This window comes from Paraburkholderia solitsugae, from assembly GCF_013177695.1.
In the GTDB taxonomy this organism is placed as follows: Bacteria; Pseudomonadota; Gammaproteobacteria; order Burkholderiales; family Burkholderiaceae; genus Paraburkholderia; species Paraburkholderia solitsugae.
The window spans coordinates 108761-130103 of sequence record NZ_WOEY01000058.1; the positions used below are offsets into that span (position 1 = coordinate 108761).

17 protein-coding genes are annotated in these 21343 nt (G+C 61.5%); 14 read left to right on the plus strand and 3 right to left on the minus strand.

What is annotated here, in order from left to right; all coding sequences use genetic code 11:
* Nucleotides 1-101 precede the first annotated feature (101 nt).
* The 3 genes from phbB to aceB all read left to right on the plus strand — a co-directional run bounded on the left by phbB (nucleotide 102) and on the right by aceB (nucleotide 4034).
* Nucleotides 102-845 carry an acetoacetyl-CoA reductase gene (phbB, locus tag GNZ12_RS14530; RefSeq protein ID WP_172310970.1) on the plus strand — a complete coding sequence of 248 codons (744 nt, stop codon included), beginning with the start codon at nucleotides 102-104 and terminating at the stop codon, nucleotides 843-845.
* A 185-nt stretch (nucleotides 846-1030) separates the two neighbouring features.
* On the plus strand, nucleotides 1031-2320 hold the full coding sequence (locus tag GNZ12_RS14535) for a polyhydroxyalkanoate depolymerase (RefSeq protein WP_172310971.1): 1290 nt from the start codon (nucleotides 1031-1033) through the stop codon (nucleotides 2318-2320).
* 121 nt (nucleotides 2321-2441) lie between these two features.
* On the plus strand, nucleotides 2442-4034 hold the full coding sequence (gene aceB / locus GNZ12_RS14540; RefSeq protein ID WP_172310972.1) for a malate synthase A: 1593 nt from the start codon (nucleotides 2442-2444) through the stop codon (nucleotides 4032-4034).
* A gap of 27 nt (nucleotides 4035-4061) precedes the next feature.
* Here the strand turns inward: aceB and GNZ12_RS14545 are convergent, their stop codons facing one another.
* Nucleotides 4062-5651: an IclR family transcriptional regulator gene (locus tag GNZ12_RS14545; RefSeq protein WP_172310973.1), complete on the minus strand. Its 1590-nt coding sequence runs from the start codon at nucleotides 5649-5651 to the stop codon at nucleotides 4062-4064.
* 140 nt (nucleotides 5652-5791) lie between these two features.
* Between GNZ12_RS14545 and GNZ12_RS14550 the strand changes: the two genes are divergently transcribed.
* The 8 genes from GNZ12_RS14550 (at nucleotide 5792) to GNZ12_RS14585 (ending at nucleotide 15652) form a co-directional block, all read left to right on the plus strand.
* Nucleotides 5792-7024 carry an ABC transporter ATP-binding protein gene (locus GNZ12_RS14550; protein WP_216673208.1) on the plus strand — a complete coding sequence of 411 codons (1233 nt, stop codon included), beginning with the start codon at nucleotides 5792-5794 and terminating at the stop codon, nucleotides 7022-7024.
* A gap of 1 nt (nucleotide 7025) precedes the next feature.
* Nucleotides 7026-7976 carry an ABC transporter permease gene (locus GNZ12_RS14555; RefSeq protein WP_172310974.1) on the plus strand — a complete coding sequence of 317 codons (951 nt, stop codon included), beginning with the start codon at nucleotides 7026-7028 and terminating at the stop codon, nucleotides 7974-7976.
* A complete protein-coding gene (locus tag GNZ12_RS14560) occupies nucleotides 7973-8788 on the plus strand; it encodes an ABC transporter permease (RefSeq protein WP_172310975.1) in 816 nt (271 codons plus the stop codon). Before GNZ12_RS14555 ends, GNZ12_RS14560 begins: the two co-directional genes overlap by 4 nt.
* Before the next feature lie 40 nt (nucleotides 8789-8828).
* Nucleotides 8829-9866, plus strand: coding sequence for an extracellular solute-binding protein (locus GNZ12_RS14565; protein ID WP_172310976.1), 1038 nt, complete (start codon nucleotides 8829-8831; stop codon nucleotides 9864-9866).
* Nucleotides 9867-10010: 144 nt separating this feature from the next.
* On the plus strand, nucleotides 10011-11447 hold the full coding sequence (locus GNZ12_RS14570) for an amidase (RefSeq protein WP_172310977.1): 1437 nt from the start codon (nucleotides 10011-10013) through the stop codon (nucleotides 11445-11447).
* A 23-nt stretch (nucleotides 11448-11470) separates the two neighbouring features.
* On the plus strand, nucleotides 11471-12859 hold the full coding sequence (locus tag GNZ12_RS14575; RefSeq protein WP_172310978.1) for an aspartate aminotransferase family protein: 1389 nt from the start codon (nucleotides 11471-11473) through the stop codon (nucleotides 12857-12859).
* 37 nt (nucleotides 12860-12896) lie between these two features.
* Nucleotides 12897-14321 carry an aldehyde dehydrogenase family protein gene (locus GNZ12_RS14580; RefSeq protein ID WP_172310979.1) on the plus strand — a complete coding sequence of 475 codons (1425 nt, stop codon included), beginning with the start codon at nucleotides 12897-12899 and terminating at the stop codon, nucleotides 14319-14321.
* Between the two features lie 161 nt (nucleotides 14322-14482).
* Nucleotides 14483-15652, plus strand: coding sequence for a porin (locus GNZ12_RS14585; RefSeq protein ID WP_172310980.1), 1170 nt, complete (start codon nucleotides 14483-14485; stop codon nucleotides 15650-15652).
* A 135-nt stretch (nucleotides 15653-15787) separates the two neighbouring features.
* Here the strand turns inward: GNZ12_RS14585 and GNZ12_RS14590 are convergent, their stop codons facing one another.
* Nucleotides 15788-16645, minus strand: a complete 858-nt coding sequence (locus GNZ12_RS14590) for a helix-turn-helix transcriptional regulator (protein WP_172310981.1) — start codon at nucleotides 16643-16645, stop codon at nucleotides 15788-15790.
* 142 nt (nucleotides 16646-16787) lie between these two features.
* Nucleotides 16788-17756 carry an agmatinase gene (speB, locus tag GNZ12_RS14595; protein ID WP_172310982.1) on the minus strand — a complete coding sequence of 323 codons (969 nt, stop codon included), beginning with the start codon at nucleotides 17754-17756 and terminating at the stop codon, nucleotides 16788-16790.
* A 337-nt stretch (nucleotides 17757-18093) separates the two neighbouring features.
* On the opposite strand from speB, the gene GNZ12_RS14600 reads away from it, so the two are divergent.
* The 3 genes from GNZ12_RS14600 to GNZ12_RS14610 all read left to right on the plus strand — a co-directional run bounded on the left by GNZ12_RS14600 (nucleotide 18094) and on the right by GNZ12_RS14610 (nucleotide 21292).
* Entirely contained in the window at nucleotides 18094-19002 is a 909-nt protein-coding gene (locus GNZ12_RS14600) for a LysR family transcriptional regulator (RefSeq protein WP_172310983.1), read from the plus strand.
* Nucleotides 19003-19303: 301 nt separating this feature from the next.
* Nucleotides 19304-19654, plus strand: a complete 351-nt coding sequence (locus GNZ12_RS14605) for a MarR family winged helix-turn-helix transcriptional regulator (protein ID WP_328806003.1) — start codon at nucleotides 19304-19306, stop codon at nucleotides 19652-19654.
* A 117-nt stretch (nucleotides 19655-19771) separates the two neighbouring features.
* Nucleotides 19772-21292 (plus strand): efflux transporter outer membrane subunit, encoded by a 1521-nt coding sequence (locus tag GNZ12_RS14610; protein ID WP_172310985.1) that lies wholly within the window; start codon nucleotides 19772-19774, stop codon nucleotides 21290-21292.
* Nucleotides 21293-21343: the final 51 nt, after the last annotated feature.

Consider the following 21343-nt stretch of genomic DNA (forward strand, 5'->3'; position numbering starts at 1 on the left):
GCTAAAACGGTGGCTGAAGCGGACGCCGAAACGGACGCTGATCGTGCGGTATCGGCGACCCGGCCATCCGATCACAACAATGATTTTGGAGGAGTTCAATCATGGCAGAACGAGTGGTACTGGTAACCGGCGGCATGGGCGGCCTGGGCGAAGCGATCTGCGCAAAGATGGCGGACGCTGGTTATCGCGTCGCTACGACGTATTCGCCCGGTAACAAGAAGGTCAACGACTGGCTGGCGACCATGAAGGAGAAGGGTTACGACATCGTCGCCGTACCCTGCGACGTGACCGACTACGAATCCTGCGCCAAGGCGGCCGCCGAGGTTCAGGCGAAACTTGGGCCGATCGATATCCTGGTCAATAACGCCGGCATCACCCGCGACATGACCTTCAAGAAGATGGACAAGATCAACTGGGACGCGGTGCTTCGGACCAATCTGGATAGTTTGTTCAACATGTCGAAGCCGCTCGTCGACGCCATGGTCGAACGCGGCTGGGGGCGGGTGATCAACGTGTCGTCCGTCAATGGCTCCAAGGGTGCGTTCGGGCAGACGAACTACTCCGCGGCCAAGGCCGGCGTGCATGGTTTCAGCAAGGCGCTGGCCCTGGAAGTGGCGAAGAAGGGTGTCACGGTGAATACCGTGTCGCCCGGCTATATCGGCACAGCGATGGTGACGGCCATTCGGAAGGACGTGCTGGACTCGAAGATCCTGCCGCAAATTCCGGTCGGGCGGCTTGGCAAGCCGGATGAAGTAGCGGGCTTGATCATCTACCTGGCTTCCGAAGAGGCCGCGTTCGTGACCGGCGCCAACATCGCCATCAACGGTGGGCAGCACATGCAGTAGCAGTGAGACCGGCGAACGCCGGTTTGTACCCATCGATAGGCAGTCGCACGCCATTATCCTGACCCACGCGCGCTGGAAAACGGTGCGCCGGCGGGATCCCTGAGAGGCGATTTCGTGAGTCGCGTCACCACGGTCTGCTGACTGCGGGGGGCGGCGCGCGAACCGCCTCAACCCCAGGAGGACTTATGCTTTACCAATGGCATGAATTACAGCGTGCGTTTCTGAGCCCGCTGACTGCCGGGGCGCACGCTGCCTCGAACTCGTTCGCGAATCCGGCCAGCCCGCTTGCCTATGTGCCTGGCGCCAATCGCCTGTCGGCCGGCTGCGAGTTGCTGTACCGGTTCGGCAAGGACTACGAAAAACCCGAATTCAACCTGCGCCAGATCGTCAAGGGCGGTCACAATATCCCGATCATCGAACAGACGATCATCGAGAAGCCGTTTTGCCGCCTGCAGCGCTTCAAGCGTTTCGCCGACGACAGCCGGACGGTCGCGCAGATGAAAGACGAGCCGGTCGTGCTGGTGTGCGCACCGCTGTCCGGCCATCATGCCACGCTGTTGCGCGACACCGTGCGCACGCTGCTGCAAGACCACAAGGTGTACATCACCGACTGGATCGACGCGCGCATGGTGCCGACGAGCGAAGGCGCGTTCCATCTCGACGATTACGTCGCTTACATCCAGGAATTCATCCGCCACATCGGCGCGAAGAATCTGCATGTGATTTCCGTCTGCCAGCCGACGGTGCCGGTGCTCGCCGCCATCTCGCTGATGGCGAGCCGCGGCGAAGCCACGCCGCGCACCATGACGATGATGGGCGGGCCGATCGACGCGCGCAAGAGCCCGACTTCGGTCAACTCGCTCGCCACGGAGCATTCGCTCGGATGGTTCGACAACAATGTGATTCACACCGTGCCGCCAAACTATCCGGGCAGCGGGCGCAAGGTCTATCCGGGTTTCCTGCAGCACGCCGGCTTCGTCGCGACGAACCCCCAACGGCACGCGGCGTCGCACTGGGATTACTACCAGAGCCTGCTGCGCGGCGACGAAGACGACGCCGAGGCGCACCGCCGTTTCTATGACGAGTACAACGCCGTGCTCGACATGGCCGCCGAGTACTACCTCGACACGATTCGCGTCGTGTTCCAGGAATTTTGTCTCGCGGAAGGCACGTGGGACGTCGCGGGCGATCGCGTGCGTCCGCAGGACATCAGGAAGACCGCGCTTCTCACGATCGAGGGCGAGCTCGACGACATCTCCGGCGACGGCCAGACGCGCGCGGCACACGCGTTGTGCAGCGGCATTCCGGAAGAGAACAAGCGTCACTTCACCGCGGAGAAATGCGGCCACTACGGCATTTTCTCGGGCCGCCGCTGGCGCACGATTGTTTATCCGCAATTGCGCGACTTCATTCTCGAGCACAACCAGGCACCGAGGCAGATAGCCAGGCGCGATGCCGAAAAGGTCGAAGCGTAAGCGAGCCGCGCGCCCCTGGAAAACGTGCTGATTGCATGCATCCGGCCTGTGAAGATACGCAAGCCGTGCATCAGCAGATTGTCATTCGCATCGTTGTAGCCCGACCGATCAAGGAAAAATTATGGCGATCCCGCTTGCGCTGCCCAAGGGTATGGAAATCACGGCTGAGATCAGGCCGGGCTTCGAAACGATCCTCACGCGCGACGCGCTCGAACTCGTCGCGAAGCTGCATCGGACATTTGAGCCGCGTCGCCAGGCGCTGCTGCAGGCGCGCGTCGAGCGCGCGAGGCGGCTCGATGCCGGCGAGCGCCCCGATTTCCTCCGCGAAACGAAGAGCGTGCGCGAAGACGACTGGAAGATCGCTCCGTTGCCGCAGGATTTGCAATGCCGTCGCGTGGAAATCACCGGTCCGGTCGAGCGCAAGATGATTATCAACGCGTTGAATTCCGGCGCGGATTCGTACATGGCGGACTTCGAGGATTCGAACGCACCGAGCTGGGATAACCAGATCAGCGGCAACATCAATTTGATGGATGCGGTACGCCGCACGATCTCGCTGGAGCAGAACGGCAAGTCGTACGAGCTGAACGACAGGATTGCCACGCTGATCGTGCGGCCACGCGGCTGGCACCTCGACGAGAAGCACGTGATGGTCGATAGTCAGCGCGTGTCGGGTGGTATTTTCGATTTCGCGCTGTTCCTGTTCCATAACGCGAAAGAACAGATCGCGCGCGGCACCGCGCCGTACTTCTATCTACCGAAGATGGAGAGCCATCTCGAAGCGCGTCTGTGGAACGAGATCTTCGTCGCCGCACAGGACGCCGTTGGCATTCCACGTGGCACGATTCGCGCGACCGTGCTGATCGAAACGATCCTCGCCGCGTTCGAAATGGACGAGATTCTGTACGAGCTGCGTGAACACAGCTCGGGCCTGAATGCCGGCCGCTGGGACTACATCTTCTCGGCGATCAAGAAGTTCAAGAACGACCGCGATTTCTGTCTCGCCGACCGCTCGCAGATCACGATGACCTCGCCGTTCATGCGTGCCTACGCGCTGCTGTTGCTGAAGACCTGCCATCGCCGCAACGCACCGGCAATCGGCGGCATGAGCGCGCTGATCCCGATCAAGAACGATCCGGCAGCCAACGACCGTGCCATGGTCGGCGTGCGCTCGGGCAAGGCGTGCGATGCGAGCGACGGTTACGACGGCGGCTGGGTCGCGCATCCGGGCCTCGTGCCGGTCGCCATGAAGGAGTTCGTGAACGTGCTCGGCGACAAGCCGAATCAGATCGTCAAGCAGCGCGACGACGTGCTCGTCACCGCGAAGGATCTACTCGATTTCCGTCCGCAAGCGCCGATCACCGAAGCGGGCTTGCGCAACAACATCAACGTCGGGATTCACTACCTGGGTGCGTGGCTGGGCGGCAATGGCTGCGTACCGATTCACAACCTGATGGAAGACGCGGCCACTGCGGAAATCTCGCGCTCTCAGGTTTGGCAGTGGATCCGCTCGCCGAAGGGTGCGCTTGACGACGGCCGCAAGGTCACCGCGGAACTGGTGCGTGATCTGACGAAGCAGGAACTCGACAACGTGAAGCGGGCAGTCGGTGGCGACACGAAACTGTATGAACGCGCCGCGCAGATCTTCGAAGCGATGTCGACATCGGAACAGTTCACCGACTTCCTGACGCTGCCGCTCTACGAGGAGTTCTGACAAGGCGTGTGCGTGACGACTGCCCTTTCAGGAAAACATCGAACGCGTGTAAGACAGCAAGCGAGGCACGATTTCCTCTTCCAGCCGCGCCACCGTCCAGTCCCGTTTCGGCGCGGACACCACCATGGCGCCGAGCACCTGACCGTCGGCTTCGACGATAGGCGCGGCGACGTTGACTTCGAACATGATCGATTGCTGGTCGGTGAACGCATAGCCCTTTTCGCGCGCGGCGACGATGGCCCGTTGCAGCGTGTCTTTGTCGGTAATCGTGAACGGCGTGACCGGCTTGGGCGTGCTGCTCGCGAGGACGGCGTCGAGCCGCTCATCGTCCAGCGTTGAAAGAATCGCGAGGCCGCCCGACGTACTGAGTGCCTGTAGCCGTCGGCCGACGAATGCAGTGTGGTAGTCGGCGTGCGGATGGCTTTGTACGTGCAGCAAGTGAACGATGTCGTTGTCCGCCAGTATGCAAAACGAGCAGCGCAGCCCGCAGTGGTCACGCAGCTGCACCAGACGTGGCCAGATCGTCTTGATGATGCGGTTGCTCATCTGGAAGTTGAACAGCATGTCGAGCGTCTTCACGGTCAGCCGGAAGGTCTTGTGCCGCGCATCTTTCTCGACGTAGCCGCACGCCATCAACGTGTCGACGATGCGCTGGACGGTCGCAACAGGGAGTCCGGTCAAGCGGTGCAGGGCGGTCAGCGTAGGTACCGAGTTGGCGGGCGTGAACGCTTCGAACACCCGGAAACCGCGCGCGACTGACGCGATGAACAACGGATCGTCTTCGTCTTCTTCGGGGGCCGCCAATGCGTCCTTGCCTTCGGCCGGGCGCGATACCGCGCGCGACCACGTCTGGATCCTGAGGTTGGAGAGCGCGCGCGCGGTGGCCAGCACGGGCTGCACAAACTGGCTGACCAGATCGTCCTCATTCACTTCGCCAAGCCATCCGGATACCGATACGGCGGCAAGACACTCGCCATCCGCGTCGAGCACGGCGGCGCTGATCGTCGTTTCGTCATTAACGGTGCTGCCCGCTTCGAGGACATACCCTCGCGCGGCTGCGTCCGTGAACGCGTGTTCGCAAGCGGCCTGCTCAGCGGGCGTCAGGACCGGATCGGAAGCCTCCGCTAACTCCGCGATCCGCTCAGCCAGGACCTCGGCAGGCAGGCGCGACACCATCGCGCGTCCGGGGGCGGAAGCGAGCGCCGGTAAGCGTTCGCCGATCGGCGCCATGGCGCGCGAATCGGCTGCGGAAGGCACGCGCGCGATGTTGACGATGTCCGCTCCCTGCATCACCCACAGGTCCGCGCGCAGATGCGTGCGTGCGCTCAGATCGACCAGCTCGGGCATGGCCAGATCGATCAGGTGATTCGTGCTGGTGAAGGTGTGCGCGATGCACGCGCTCCGGTACGTCAACGACAGCGCCAACGACACCTCGTCGCGATGCAGGTACCCGCAGCGCACAAGGGTATGCGTCACACGTTGCGCGCTGCTGCGGTTCATGCCCGTCAGCGCCGCGATTTCGGCAATGCGCAGATCCGGCGCCGCAGGGCCAAACGCCTCTAACACCGTCAGCGCTTTCTCGAGTGCTGCGATCCGGGAACGATGGTCTTCACTCATTAGGGGTTCCTCTAGGGACGACCAAAAGTCATTGACATCGACTTTTGGTCGAACAATGATAGCGCCAATCGAATAACAGTAATGATAATCGCATTGCGGTAAAACGTCAAGCGTTCACAGCAAAGCCAAGGAGCAACACAGTGTCGACGTCCATCAACAGGGTCAACGAACTGCCCGCGCGACAAACCGCGCGGACCATCGGCGCTTCTCAGGCCGGTAGTCAGGCCAGCAGCCACCCGGCGCTAGGTGCCGGCGCGGCAAGCGCGTCCAATATGCACGGCACGCCCATTATCGATGTGCGCGCCGCTCACAAGATCTACCCGGGCGACGCGTCCGGCGCTGCCCACGCACTGAAAGGCGTGTCGGTGTCGATCAACGACAACGAGTTCTTCACGTTGCTCGGGCCATCGGGCTGTGGCAAGACGACCTTGCTACGACTGCTGGCTGGCTTCGAGCAACCTTCGTCCGGCGAAATTCTGCTGGCCGGCGAGCCGGTTCATGCGTTGCCGCCGTATCGCCGTCCGATCAACACGGTATTTCAGCACTACGCACTGTTTCCCAACATAACGGTGGCGCAGAACATCGCGTTCGGCCTGCGCATGCTCAAGCGCAGCCCTGCCGACATCAAGCGCCGGGTGGCCGAGATGCTGGCGCTCGTCAAGATGGAGAAGTTCGCCGACAGGCGCGCGAACCAGCTCTCCGGCGGCCAGCAGCAACGTATCGCGCTGGCCCGGGCACTCGCTCCGCAGCCGCGTGTGCTGCTGCTGGACGAACCGCTGTCGGCGCTCGACCTGAAGCTGCGCCAGGCCATGCGGCTCGAACTGAAAAGTTTGCAGGAAAAGACCGGCATCACGTTCGTGTTCGTCACGCACGATCAGGAAGAAGCCTTGGCGATGAGCGATCGCATCGCCGTGATGTCGGAAGGTCTGATTCAGCAGATCGGCACACCTGAAGACATCTATGACCGGCCCGCCACGCGCTTCGTCGCGGACTTCATCGGCGAGAACAACATGCTGTCCGGGCGGATCACGGAACGGGGCGCCGCGTTCGTGCGGGTCGTGGTGCCCGAGGTCGGCGATTTCGTGCTGGCACAGCACGATGGCTACGCGGTTGGCGATTCGGTGACGTTGGCCATCCGGCCCGAGCGGATGGCGTTCGGTGCGGGCGTGGGATCGACCGGCCTCAGGCTCCAGGGCGAGATCGCGGCGACGGTCTATCTCGGCACCGATACCGCCTGTCACGTCCGGCTGGGCAACGGGCAGCGCATCGTCGTTCGCGACATGACCGCCGGGCGCCTCGCCAACCGTCCGCAAATCGGCGAGCCTGTCTGGCTGGATGTCGCTGCGAACGCCGTCAACCTGCTGAAGGATTGAAATGCAAGCTGACCTTCCTCAATCGATTCCGCTCGCGGCCGAGCCCGGCCCCCTGGAGCGCCGCGAACGGCGTTTGCAACTCGCCAGTCTGCTGCCGGCGCCGCTGATGATTGCGGTATTTCTGGTAGCGCCGCTGCTGCTGGTCGTGGCTTATTCGTTCATGGAGGCAAATGGGTACGGTGGCGTGGTGCACCGATTCAGCCTGGATGCCTACGTCCAGTTGCTCTTCGAACGCAATCTCGACGATAGCCTGAGCTTCACCGACGCGTATCTGATGATCGCGTGGCGTTCGATATCGGTAGCCGGGATGACGACGCTCATCACCATGCTGGTCGGCTTTCCGGTCGCGGTGTATATCGCCTTGCAGCCCGTTGCGAAGCGCAACAGGTTGATCCTGTGGATCACGATTCCGTTCTGGACCAATCTGCTGGTGCGCACTTACGCGTGGATCCTGCTGCTGCGCGACACAGGGGTAATTAACGGCGTATTGCAGGCGCTCGGCATCATTCACCAGCCGCTGCCTTTGCTCTACACCGACAGCGCGGTGCTCGTCGGCCTCGTCTATACGTATGCCCCCTTCATGGTGCTGCCGATCTATTCGAGTGTCGAGAAGATGGACATTCGCCTGATCGAGGCCGCGCATGATCTCTACGCGTCGAAAACCCAGGCGCTGCTGCGCGTGGTGTTACCCGCTGCGGCACCAGGCATCGTGGCGGGTTGCATGCTGACCTTCATTCCGTGCCTCGGTGCCATGATTGCGCCCGAACTGTTGGGAGGGGGCAAGAAGCTGATGCTGGGCAACCTCATCTACCGGCAATTTACCGAAGCCCGCGACTGGCCTTTCGGTTCGGTGTTTGCGGTGGTGCTGCTGGTGGCCATTGTCACGGCGGCAGCGCTGATCTCCCTGATCCGCTCGAGTCTCGGTGCATCGCGAGCAAGGAGGCCGCAATGACTATCCTCCGTCGACCTGCGGTGTTCCGTGCCAATCATTTCAGCGGTTTCGGCGCGATTACCTCGGCATTCTATCTATACCTGTATGCACCGATCGTGGCGCTGATCGTGCTGTCGTTCAACGGCAGTACCTCCGCGACGATCTGGAAGGAGTTCAGCCTCAGATGGTATGCGGTGGCTTTGCAGAATGCCGGATTGCGCGATGCGGCGCAGAACAGCGTGGTCATTGCGCTAACGTCGGCGTCGTTGTCGACGGTACTCGCGACCATGGCCGCGCTCGCGATCGCACGCCGGCAGCGTACACGCACCACCGGCACCGCCGAGCGCGTCATCATGCTGCCGCTCGTCCTTCCGGAGATCGTGGTCGGTGTCGCCACGTTGGGGTTCTTCAGTGCGATCGGCCTGTCGCTCGGTTTGGGCAATCTGATCATTGCGCACACGGTGTTCTGCATCCCGTTCGCGTACCTGCCGATCCGCGCCCGTCTTCAAGGGATGGACAACCGGTACGAACAGGCGGCGATGGACCTGTATGCCCGTGAGTGGGCCACGCTGCGCTACGTGACGTTGCCGTTACTGATGCCTGCCATTGTGTCCGGATTGATGCTGGCCTTCGTCGTCTCGCTCGACAACTTCATCATTTCCGTGCTCGTCGCGCAGGCGGGGTCGACTACCTTGCCGATCTTTATCTTCAGCCTGATGCGCATGGGGGTCACACCCGACGTGAACGCCGCCTCAACCATCATCCTCGCGGTTTCGGTTGCCCTGGTGGTGGCCTCGCACATGATCGGCAAGGGCAGTCGCAAGCGTTCCTAACCTGTTTTCACATCAATACAGCAAACCCAACGGAGACATGATGAAAAAATTCCTGAGCAGCACCGGCGTTGTCCTCGCCTGCGTTGCCCCGGCGATGGTTGCCCATGCCGCAGGCAGCCTGAACCTGTACAACTGGTCCGGCTATATCGCCCCCGATCTGATCACCCAGTTCGAGAAAGAGACGGGTATCAAGGTCAATATCGACAACTACGATTCGGACGAGACGCTGCTGGCGAAGCTCAAGCAGGGTGGGGCCGGTTATGACATCGCCGTGACCGGGCAGAATATGGTGCAGGTGCTGGCCCGTCAGGGACTCATCGAAAAAATCGACGCAGCCAGCATTCCTGGGTACAACAATATCGTCGCGCGCTTTCGCAAACCGCAATGGGATCCGAAAGGCGAGTATTCGGTTCCCTACCTGTGGGGCACGATGAACTTCGCCGTTGACGCCAGCGTATACAACGGCGACATCAACTCGATGAAGGTGTTGTTCGATCCACCGGCGCCGCTGCGCGGCAAGATCAACATGTTCGAGTCAGCGGACGACGCCATCGCGCTCGCGGCGATCGAGGCCGACGTGCCGTTCTGCAGCGAGGATCCGAAGCAGATGCAAAAAGTGCTGGATGTCCTCAAACAGCAGAAGCCCTTTGTGAAGACCTACAGTTCAAAGGCGGGTGCGATTCGCGAATCATTGGTCTCCGGTGAAATTTCCATGTCGGCTGTCTGGAGCGGCACGGCGCAGCGCGCGTCCGATCTCAAGCACTCGATTCGCTACGCGTATCCGAAGGAGGGATCGCTCGCCTGGGTCGATAACGTTGTGGTGCCCAACGGGGCACCTGATCTGGACAACGCGAAGAAATTTATTGCGTTCCTGCTGACCCCCAAGGTCGCCGCCATGAATACCAATTTCCTGAAATATCAGAACGCGATCGACGGCGCAGACGCTTACGTCGCTGACGATGTGAAGCACGCGCCCGAACTGAGTCCGCCGGCCGGCGAAAAGCTGGTGTTCAAGCAGGCCTGCTCGGAAGCCGCGATCCGCCTGCATGACCGGCTCTGGACCGCGCTCCTCAAGTAAGTCACTAGCGTTTCCCGAACCAGGCACGTCCGCCGCTCCGTGCGCACTGTCGCACGGAGCGCACCAACGTGCTTGCTGTCCGGAAGGGGCGGGGCCGGACGCGCATCCGGTTCCCTGAGATATATATGGAGCAAGTAATCAATTATGAGTGTCGATTCCACTCTTCTCGAACGATCCGCCTGCGAGGTGGTCGACATGCTGCGCCAGGAGGCAGTCAGCCCGCACGACCTGCTCGATACCCTGGCCGAGCAGGTGGCGCGCGTCGAGCCGCATGTCAATGCGTTGCCGACGCTATGCTGGGAACGCGCCCACGAGCACGCTCAGGCGCTGCTGCGCAAGCCCGTCGCCGAACGCGGGGTGTTGTGCGGTCTGCCCGTGCCGATCAAGGATCTGTCGGCTGTTGCAGGCGTGCGCACGACCTACGGCTCACGGGTGTATGAGAATTTCGTGCCGACTGAAACGGACGTCACGCCCGCACAACTCGAAGCGAATGGCGCCATCATCTACGCGAAATCCAATTCGCCGGAATTCGGTGCAGGCGGCCACACATTCAACGATGTACTGGGACTGACGCGCAACCCGTGGAATCTGTCGCGCTCCGCGGGCGGGTCGTCCGGCGGTGCAGCGGCGGCGCTTGCCTCGGGCACGGCCTGGGTCGCGCACGGCTCGGATCTCGCGGGCTCGCTGCGCACGCCGGCCGCATTTTGCGGCGTCGTGGGGTTACGGCCCACGCCCGGTCGCGTGGCTTCCGGACCGGCACGCGATCCATTTGACACGTTGGGCGTTCAGGGGCCGATGGCGCGCAATGTGGCGGACACAGCCCTTTTGCTGGACGCGATGTGCGGCATCGATAGCCGGACACCGCTGTCAATGGCGCGACCCGTTACGCCTTTTCTAGACCATGCGTTGCGCCCGCACAAGCCGGCGCGCGTTGCGTACAGCGCGGGGCTCGGCATCGCCGAGCCGGAAGCGGAGATCGGTGCGATCTGCGCGGCTACCATGGACCGCCTCGTGGCGGAAGGTATCGGGGTCGAGCAGCCGCGCATCGATCTGTCGAGTGGCGCGCGTGCGTTTCATGTGCTGCGCGGGGTGGCCTATGCCACCAACCATGCCGAGGTGCTGGCACAACATCGCGAATTGCTGAATCCCAACGTGATCGGCAACATCGAGTATGGCCTGTCGCTCGATGGCCCTTCGATCGCCGATGCGCGGCGCACGCGTGGCGCACTCTTTCACGAGATGAGCGCCTTACTCGACGAGTACGACGTCGTCATCTGTCCGGCTTCGATTGTGCCGGCCTTTCCGGCCGACCAGATCTACGTGACGAGCGCAGCGGGTCGCGACTTCGACACGTATATCGATTGGCTTTCGATCACCTATGGACTCACGTTGCTCGGCGTTCCTGTTATCGCGATTCCGTGTGGCATGACGCGCGACGGCTTGCCCGTGGGCATCCAGATTGTGGGGCGGCCGCGGGGTGAAGCGGCATTGTTCTCGGTCGCGGCTTCGATCGAAGCGATCATCGGCACGTGGGCCACCCATGAGCGCCAACTCGATTCTCTCGCATGCGCGAAAACATGACTTCCGGAACCCAGGAGCAAGACATGACATTTAAACCCGATTCGAATCAGGCACGCGACGTCGCGTACTACCTGCATCCTTATACGAACCTCGCCGTGCACGAACAGGAAGGGCCGCTTGTCATCACGCGAGGCGAAGGCTGCTATGTCTACGACGAGGCGGGCAACCGCTATCTGGAAAGCCTCGCCGGCCTCTTCTGTGCGTCGCTCGGTTTCAGCGAAGGGCGTCTCGCCGATGCCGCTGATCGCCAGATGCGCAAGTTGCCGTTTTATCACGCGTTTGGCCAGAAATCGACGGACGTCGGCATTGAGTTGGCCGAAAAACTCATTTCGATCGCACCGGTGCCCATGTCAAAGGTGTTCTTCGCGAACTCCGGTTCCGAGGCCAACGATACGGCGATCAAGCTCGTCTGGTACTACCACAACGCAATCGGCAAGCCGCGCAAGAAGAAGATCATTTCGCGCAGCAAGGCGTATCACGGCGTCACCGTTGCCGCCGCGAGTCTGACGGGTCTGCCTTATGCGCATCGCGAGTTCGACCTGCCGATCGAGCGCATCGTGCACGCGGACTGCCCCCACTATTACCGTTCCTCAGAGGCTGGCGAGACCGAGGAAGACTACGCCACGCGCTGCGCCGACGCGCTTGAGCAACTGATCCTGAAGGAGGGGCCGGATGAGGTCGGCGCGTTCTTTGCAGAACCGGTGATGGGCTCGGCCGGCGTGATCGTGCCGCCGCGCACGTACTTCGAGAAAGTGCAGAAGGTGCTGAAGAAGTACGACGTGCTGTTTATCGCCGATGAAGTGATCTGCGCATTCGGTCGCACCGGCAACATGTTCGGCAGCCAGACCTACGGCCTGCAACCCGACATGATTACCGTCGCCAAACAACTGTCCGCTGGGTACCAGCCGATTTCGGCCCTGATGATCAACGACAAGGTCTATCAGGCTCTGGTGGAGCAGAGCCGGAAGGTGGGCACCTTCGGTCATGGCTATACCTATACCGGCCATCCGGTGGCGGCGGCGGTCGCGCTCGAAGCGATCCGGATCTACGAAGAGCTCGATATCGTCAAGCGCGTGCGCGAACTCGCTCCGGTCTTCCATGCCCATCTGCAACGTCTTGGCGACCACCCGTTGATCGGCGAGGCGCGTGGCGTCGGTCTGTTGGGCGGTCTGGAGGTGTCGAAGAACAAGGCGCGCCGGGAATTGTTTGCACCGGTTGCCGGCGTGGCCGCTTATGCGGCGAAGCGTGCGTTGGCCTATGGCGTGATCACGCGCGGATTGAATGACACCGTGACGCTGTGTCCGCCGCTGATCATTACCCCCGCCGAACTCGACGAGATGTTCGACGGCATCGGTAGGGCACTTGACGATACGCACGCGTGGGCTAACCAGCAAGGTTTGATGGCTGCATGAAACCAACCGGACGGAAAGCGTCAAGGATGTTGAAAAGATGAACAGGCATTTGCAGTTCTATATCGATGGCGAATGGGTGGCGCCTTCTCGGGGCGGCCAACGGCTGCCGGTCATCAATCCGGCGACTGAGAAAGCGATTGCGGAGATCGCACTCGGTTCGCCGGTCGATGTCGATCGGGCAGTCGCTGCCGCCCGGCGCGCGTTTGCGGATTACGCGCATTCGAAGCGGGAAGTGCGGCTTGCATTGCTCCAGTCGGTGATCGATATCTATGAACGGCGCCAGGACGAAATCGCACGAACCATTGCGCTCGAAATCGGTGCGCCGCTCGAACTGGCGCGGCAAGCGCACGCGCCGGTAGGGCTTTCGCATCTGAAACGGGCGAAGGAGGTCCTCGCGGGCTACCCCTTCGACGAAACGGTGAACGGCACCGTCGTGACGCGGGAACCGGTCGGCGTGTGCGCGCTGATTACGCCGTGGAACTGGCCGATGAACCAGGTCGCCTGCAAGGTCGGTCCGGCGCTCGCGGCTGGCTGCACGATGGTGCTCAAACCTAGCGAGTTGGCGCCGTTGTCTGCCCTGCTGTTCGCGGAGATTCTTGAGGAGGCGGGCGTGCCGCGCGGCGTGTTCAACCTGGTCAACGGTGACGGTCCCACGGTAGGGCAGGCGCTGGCCGAGCATCCGGACGTGGACATGGTGTCGTTTACCGGCTCGACGCGAGCGGGGGTGGCGATCGCCAAATCGGCCGCCGATACCGTCAAGCGCGTGCATCAGGAGCTGGGTGGAAAGTCGCCCAGCCTGGTACTCGAAGATGCGGATCTTGCCGAGGCCGTGAGCTATACCACGCGAACCTGCTTTCGCAACAGCGGGCAGTCGTGCAACGCCCCAACCCGCTTGCTGGTGCCCGCGGGACGGCACACCGAAGCCGTGGCAGTCGCATCCGGCATAGCGGAAGCCACCGTGGCCGGCGATCCGTTTGATCCGGATACCGTCATCGGACCCGTGGTCAGCAGGCGTCAGTACGACCACATACAGACGCTGATCAGGGCCGGTATGGGGGAGGGCGCGACGCTTGTCGCCGGCGGGCTGGATCGACCCGAGGGAATGAAACGCGGTTTCTTTCTGCGTCCCACCGTGTTCGCCGACGTGCGCAACGATATGAGGCTTGCACGCGAAGAGATTTTTGGACCGGTCCTGGCGATTCTCCCCTATGAGTCGGAAGAGGAGGCGATCTGCATCGCTAACGACACGGAGTACGGCCTGTCAGCTTACGTGGCATCGAATGATGTCGATCATGCTCGCGCCGTCGCCCGCAGGCTGCGTACCGGCATGGTCCATATCAATGGTGCGCGCTCAGACGTTGCTGCCGCGTTTGGGGGTTACAAGCGTTCCGGGAACGGGCGGGAATGGGGACGTTACGGGTTCGAGGAGTTTCTCGAGATCAAGTCGATGTTCGGCTACTAACGGGAGGGTAGGTAAGGAGCGGGCACGTTGGCGGCGCGAGCCGAAGACGTCCCGCAGCGGAGCATGTTCGGCTTTGATTTCAATTTAAATAATTAGTAATACAAATGAAATCTGCCCGATACGAAATGTCAGGGCGGATCTGGGAAAACTTTGGAGATAATATGAAAAAGACGCTTCTTGCAGTGGGTATTTTGAGCGCATTTGCCGGTGTGGCGCATGCACAAAGCAGTGTGACCTTATATGGTCTTATCGATGAAGGGCTGGACTATACGAATAATGTCGGTGGCAATAAACTCTACGCGCTTTCAAGCGGCGATGTGCAGGGCACACGCTGGGGTTTGAAGGGTGCGGAAGACCTGGGGGGCGGCTTGAAGGCGGTCTTCAAGCTGGAAAACGGCTTCGACGTCAACAGTGGCAAGCTGGCTCAAGAGGGTCTGGGGTTCGGCCGTCAGGCTTATGTCGGTCTGTCCAGCGCGGCGGCCGGCACGATTACCTTCGGTCGCCAATATGATTCCCTCGTCGACTATCTGGCGCCGTTGACAGCCAACGGCAACTGGGGGGGCGGGATGTTTTCGCACCCGTATGACAATGACAACACCGACAACACATTCCGTCTCAACAACGCGGTCAAGTACACGAGCGTCGACTACGGCGGCTTCTCGTTCGGCGGCGCATACGCCTTCAGCAACTCGACGGGCTTCGCGCTCAACCGTGCGTTCAGCGTGGGGGCTCAGTACGCCAATGGGCCGGTGACGCTTGCCGCCGCCTATCTGAACGTCGACAGTCCTAACAATGGCACGGCGGGCGCCGTGGCAATCGGCCCGAATGGCAACCCGGACGGCAGTTGGACTGCGAACCGTCAACGCGTATTCGGTGCGGGTATCAGCTACACGATCGCATCAGCAACGCTGGGCTTCGCCTACACGAACACGAACCTGTCACAGCCGAGCGCGACCCAGTACGCTAGCCTCGCTGCAAGTCCGACACTCGGCGCAGCCTCATCGCTCAAGTTCAATAACTTCGAAGTCAACGCCAAGTACCAGTTTACGCCGGCGTTCTACGTTGGCGGCATGTACACCTACACGCAAGCCACGTACGACGGCACATCGGGTGGGAGTGCCAAACCCAAATACCATCAGTTCGGCCTGATGGCCGACTACAACCTGTCGAAGCGCACCGACGTGTATGCCCAGGGCGCTTACGTCAAGGTGGCGAGCGCTTCGGGCGTCGACGGAACCGGGCTTGAGTTTGCCGCGAATCCGGACGCTGCCGGCCCCTCGTCGAGTAGCAAGCAGTTTATGGCTCGCATCGGTATCCGTCATAAGTTCTGAAATCGAAAGCGCGCTTCGGGGCGTGGGTGCCTTCAGGAAGAAGCCCGGGGTTAGACACTCGGGCTTCTTCGCACCGTCGCCCCGATCGGCAACGTCACCGATGCGAGTCTCGAAGAAGGGGATGCATCGGGAACGTCAGACAGGCCCGTGTAACCAGGCCAGCAGATCCCGGCGCGAGCTCACGCCGAGTTTGACGAACGCGCGCTTGACGTAGGTCTCGGCAGTGGATTTCGTAATCCCCATCGCATGGCCGATGGCCGCGTACGTGTCGCCTCGCACGACAGCCGAACAGACGGCGCGCTCGCGTTCTGACAGCATGACGCCAAACTCGTCGAGCCGGATCGCAAGAAGGTCCGGGGCGCCGGCAGGGTGGTCACATGGCTGCACAGCATCGATGGACTGCCGGGCATGAAGCGCGGCCAGTGGCAAAAGGACATCGCCGAGCAGGCGAACGCGGGCCATTTCGTTCAACGAGAACGACGGCATGCGGCGCGACCGGCTCAGTGAAATCGAATAGTGCGCGCCAAATACGGTGCGCAATAGCACGCACTCTTCACGAAACTGCCTGGGCTCAAAAATCGCCTCGCGCAATTCATGATCGGTCGTGTTGTCGGCCGAGCGCTGGATCACTTCTACGGCGTCTGGCGGCGGCACCCGGGTCATGACCGGATCACGCCCGGCGAAACGGCGCAGATAAAGTCGCATGATGTCCCGCTGCTGCGCTTGCTCTGTGTTGGCGACGTGACTTCCGATCCACTCGGCACGGTGTCCACGAGGCGTGCAATCAGTCGGTATCAACCGCAGGACGTGGAGCGAATCGAAATCCGCAAAGCGCCGGACGAACTGGCTCAGTGCGGTGACGAACCGGGGCGTGCCAACACCCTCGACGACAGGCGCTAGCGCCTGGAACGCGATGGGATCGATGGCGAATCCCTGCTTTGGCGGTTGAGCGAGGTGGATCATGATCGCAAACAGGAGGTGGCTGCGATCCATAACACGTCGATCCGGCAATCCGTCGATGGCGTGCTGGGCCGCTCCGACCGATGATACGCGCTCGCCATGCGCGATTCACTCGGTAGTAGCCCGGCCCTGCTCCTGACAGCGCATCAATGGCGCTCACGCGCGAAGAGGGCAGTCAGGCGCTCTGCCTTGCACGCTGGCGGAACAGACAAATCAGGTCGGAGGCGATATGCGCGGCGGCCAGCGCCGTGATGTCGGCATGGTCGTAGGCTGGCGCCACCTCCATGACGTCGGCACCAATCAGATCGATGCTGCCCAACGCGCGAATGATGGCGAGTGCCTGCGCCGTCGACAATCCACCAGGCACCGGGGTGCCCGTGCCCGGTGCGAACGCCGGGTCCAGGCAGTCCACGTCGAACGTCAGATAGGCGGGCCGGGTGCCGACCACCGACTTGATCTGTTCGATCGTGGCAGATACGCCGTGCCCATGAACCCACGGTGCATCGAGGATATTGAAGTTCATGAAATCATCGTTCCACGTGCGGATGCCGATCTGAACCGAGTGCACTGGATCGATCAGCCCGTCTTTCACCGCTTTGTAGAACATCGACCCATGGTTCAAGCTGTCAGGCTTGTCGTCGGGCCAGGTATCGCAGTGGGCGTCGAAGTGGATCAGCGACAAAGGGCGTCCATACTTCTCGGCATGGGCGATGAGCAGCGGATAGGTCACATAGTGATCCCCGCCGAAGCTGAGCATTTTCGAGCCGGAGGCAAGGATGGTCCGGGCGTGGTCGACGATCGTTTGCTTGATCGTCATCGGATTGTGCACGTCGAGCCAGCAGTCGCCGTAGTCGATGACCGCATAGTCGTTGAAAGGATTGACGCCCCATGGATACGGCAGGAGTGTTCCAAGTTGCGCACTGGCGGCACGCATCGCACGGGGGCCCAGTCGCGCGCCCGGGCGGAACGTCGTGGCGATATCGAGCGGAATGCCGGTGATCGCCAGGTCCACGCCAGTCAGATCGTGCGTGTACTTGCGGCGCATGAAAGACAGCACGCCAGCGAAGGTGTTTTCGCGCAACGAGCCATATAACGAAGGGCGACGGATCGCACCGTCGCCAAAGACGGGTTCAGCTGTATCCATAGTTGACAGGCCTTTTTTCTGTTGGGTGCGCCGCCGCAATCCTGGGAAGCACGCTCATCTTAGGCAGTAGGGCGAATCGGGTCTGTCATGCACAGGGGGGACGAGCGAACAAATAGGTATCACGCCCCTCAATGCTTTCTTGTCCATGCCGCTCTCAACCAGACCTCCGGGCCCGGTAGCGGTCGCCCGACTGGTTTAGACTGCTGCGTATCGCCGGGTCGACAGTGGCTTATCCTCGGAAATACGGTTGGAGACGGGGTCCAGGACTCGACTATCCGGTGGCGCTGGTCCGGCATGCCGGACACCCTATGTTGCCGTTCAGCGAAGAGATCTCGCCATGGAATATGTCGAAAGCCTGCGCGTTTTCCGGTCTGTGGTCGAATTGAAGAGCTTCACACGAGCGGCGGACATGCATGGACTGACCCGGCCGGCAGTGTCGCGGGCCATAGCGGGGCTGGAAGAGCGGATGGGATGCCGGCTGTTGAACCGAACCACTCGACAGCTCTCACTCACCGAAGCCGCGGAGCGATTCTACGAAGGCTGCGTGCGCATCCTGGACGATCTGGAGGCACTCGAAGCGGACGTAGCCAACCAGACGCGGGAAGCGGGTGGCGTCTTGCGTCTGGTCGCTCATACGACGGCGACGATAAGCCGGCTGGTTCCCTTGATCGCCGGGTTCAAGCGAGCCCACCCGAAAGTCGCGCTCGATGTGACACTGACGGAGCGGCCCGTTGACCTGGTGGCTGACGGGTACGACCTTGGCATCGTTGTTCCCTACATGGTGACGAGCGAGACGACCGTTGTCCGACTGCTCGAGCGAATTCCGGTTGTCATCGTCGCGACGCCAGAGTATCTGCAAACCGCGTCAATACCGCGACATCCATTGGAATTGGCCGATCATCAATTTGTGCTGATGTCGGCATCGATTCGTCGCCTCGAGATCAGCTTCCGGCATGGCGAGGAAGAGCTGAGCGTGCCGCGTCGTTCCGATATTTCGTCGAACAGCCCCGCTTTCAACCGGGAAATGGTGCTACAGGGTTTCGGAATCGGTCTCGTGGCCGAAAGCCTGGTAGACAAAGAGCTGGCTTCCGGAAAGCTCGTCCGGCTACTCAGCGATTTCCAGCTCATCGACGACAGCGTCGAAATCCAACTCGCTTACAGCAACCGGACACTGCTGCCTGCCAAGGTGCGCGCATTTATCGACTATGCGGCCGCTTTTTTCGGGACGCTGGCGACATCGCGCTAGTCCGGGTAAAGCGGCCTGCAAATCAGGGTGGAAAAAAGGGCTGTATCAGTGGCCGCTTTCGGTGTCGAAGCCGATTGGATCTGGATCGCGTACGCCCGCCAAGCGGCCTCCGGCGCAGAATTCCAGACATTCCTAGGGTAATTGGTGCGCGAAACGACAACAAACTGATCCCCCGGCCTGCATCGCTTCCCGGTGGTCGCTACGTTAATCTGTGCGTATGCACTCAAAGGATCATCAGAGCGACTACTGTTTCGCCCTCCGTCAGGCCTCTCGACACATTTCGAAGCTTTACGAGCGTCATTTGTCGGAGGCCGGCATCACGCCCACGCAGTTCAGCATTCTCGGGACACTGGGCCGCTATTCGAGCTTGACGATGGTTGAGTTGGCCGAGGCGATGGTGATGGACAGGACGACTCTGGTGCGGGCACTTCAGCCCTTGTTCCGACGCGGTTTTGTGGCAGTTCCCGCGGAAGGGCAAAACAATCGGCGACTGCGAGTCGTACTCACGAGCAGCGGGTTGGCGAAGCTTGACGAAGCGGCCGCTCACTGGGCAGCCGCGCAGGCCAGCTTCGAACGTAGCTTTGGGCCGCAACAGGCCGCTCGTCTGCAAAGCGAACTGTTCCGCATGACAAACGACGTGTCCGATAGGTAACCACAACGCAACAAACTGGTGCACTTCGGTGCATTGATACGTGAACAACTGAACGCTAATGTGTGCATATGCACTTTTAGCCGTACAAAGCCAAGTTACCCAGAAGGGAGGAAGGAAATGGAAACCATGACGAATCACTACCGACCGCAGCCGCGCGCGAGCGCATGGGCGGCCTCGATAGCCGCGGCGGTGGCGGCGCTCGGTCTGGCCGGCTGCGTCAACTTCGCCGGCATCAAGAGCGACAAGCAGATTGCGCCGCCCACCCGCTACGAGACGAAGGAGAGCTTGCCTGCCGAGGGCGGACAGTGGCCTGCCATGGATTGGGCCAACCAGTTTGGCGATTCGCAGCTGCCCAAGCTGATCGACGAGGCGCTGGCAGGCAATCCGACGATCGAGCAGGCCCGTGCACGCATTGAGAAAGCGTCTTCCTCTGTTGGCAACGCCCATTCCGCGCTCTATCCCAACGTGACGGGAAGCTATTCGTGGACGCGCGAACTCTATAGCGGCAATGGGTCCGCTCCACCGCCGATCAACGGCACCTGGCAGAGCGAGAACAACGTGCTCGCCAGTGCCTCGTTTGACCTCGACCTGTGGGGCAAGAATCGCGAGCGGCTGCGTCAGTCCGTCTCGCAGGAGAAGGTCGCTGAAGCCGAAGCCGAGGAGGTCCGCATCTCGTTGGCCGCTTCGGTGGCAAGCACCTACAACCATCTTGCTCAGCTCTATGCGTTGCGCGATATCGAGGTCCGCGAAGTGAAGAATCGCGAGGATATCGGGCGAATCACGGATGGGCGCGTGGGTGCGGGGCTCGACACCAACGTGGAGCGGCAGACCGCCTATGGCGAGACCGCGACGAGCCGTTCGAGCGTCAGCGACCTCGACGGACAGATCACGACCGTACGCTACCAGCTGGGAGCCCTGCTGGGTGAAGGACCGGACCGTGGCCTCAAGATCGCCAATCCATCGCTCGGAGAGGGTGCCAGCGTCGCGCTTCCCGACAACCTGCCCGCCGACCTGATTTCGCGGCGCCCGGATATCGTTTCGGCCTACTGGCAGGTGGACGCAGCCATTCACGATGTGAAGGAAAAGAAGGCTGAGTTCTTTCCTGACGTCAATCTTTCCGCAGCGGCAGGACTGGACGCGTTTGGCTGGGGGCGATTCCTGACGGCCGGAAGCGGTCAACTTCAGGGTGGACCCGCGATTCATCTTCCTATCTTCGACGCCGGTGCGCTGCGCGCCCAACTGAAGGGCCGCTATGCGGACTTCGACTACGACGTCGCAACGTACAACCAGACGTTGATCAACGCTTTATCCGATGTTGCCACGCAGGTCACCCAGATCCACTCGGCCGACCGTCAACTGGTCGACGCGCAGCAGGCCCTGGATGCGCAGGCCAAAGCCTATCAACTGGCGCTCGTTCGCTACAAGGCGGGTTTGAACCAGCAACTGCAGGTGTTGAACGCGGATGACAACCGGCTCGCAGCCGAAACGGCCGTCGTGAACCTCGAAATGGATCGCCGCGGCATGCAGATCGGGCTGATCAAGGCACTAGGCGGCGGCTTCGATGCTTCACAGGCTGGCCTTGCTGCGAATGCGGAGACACCGATTCCCGCGTCGGCCGGCGGCACGGCAACTCACTGAACAACCAGATCGGCGGCCAGCCGTAACGGCCTGACCGCGACCATCAAACTT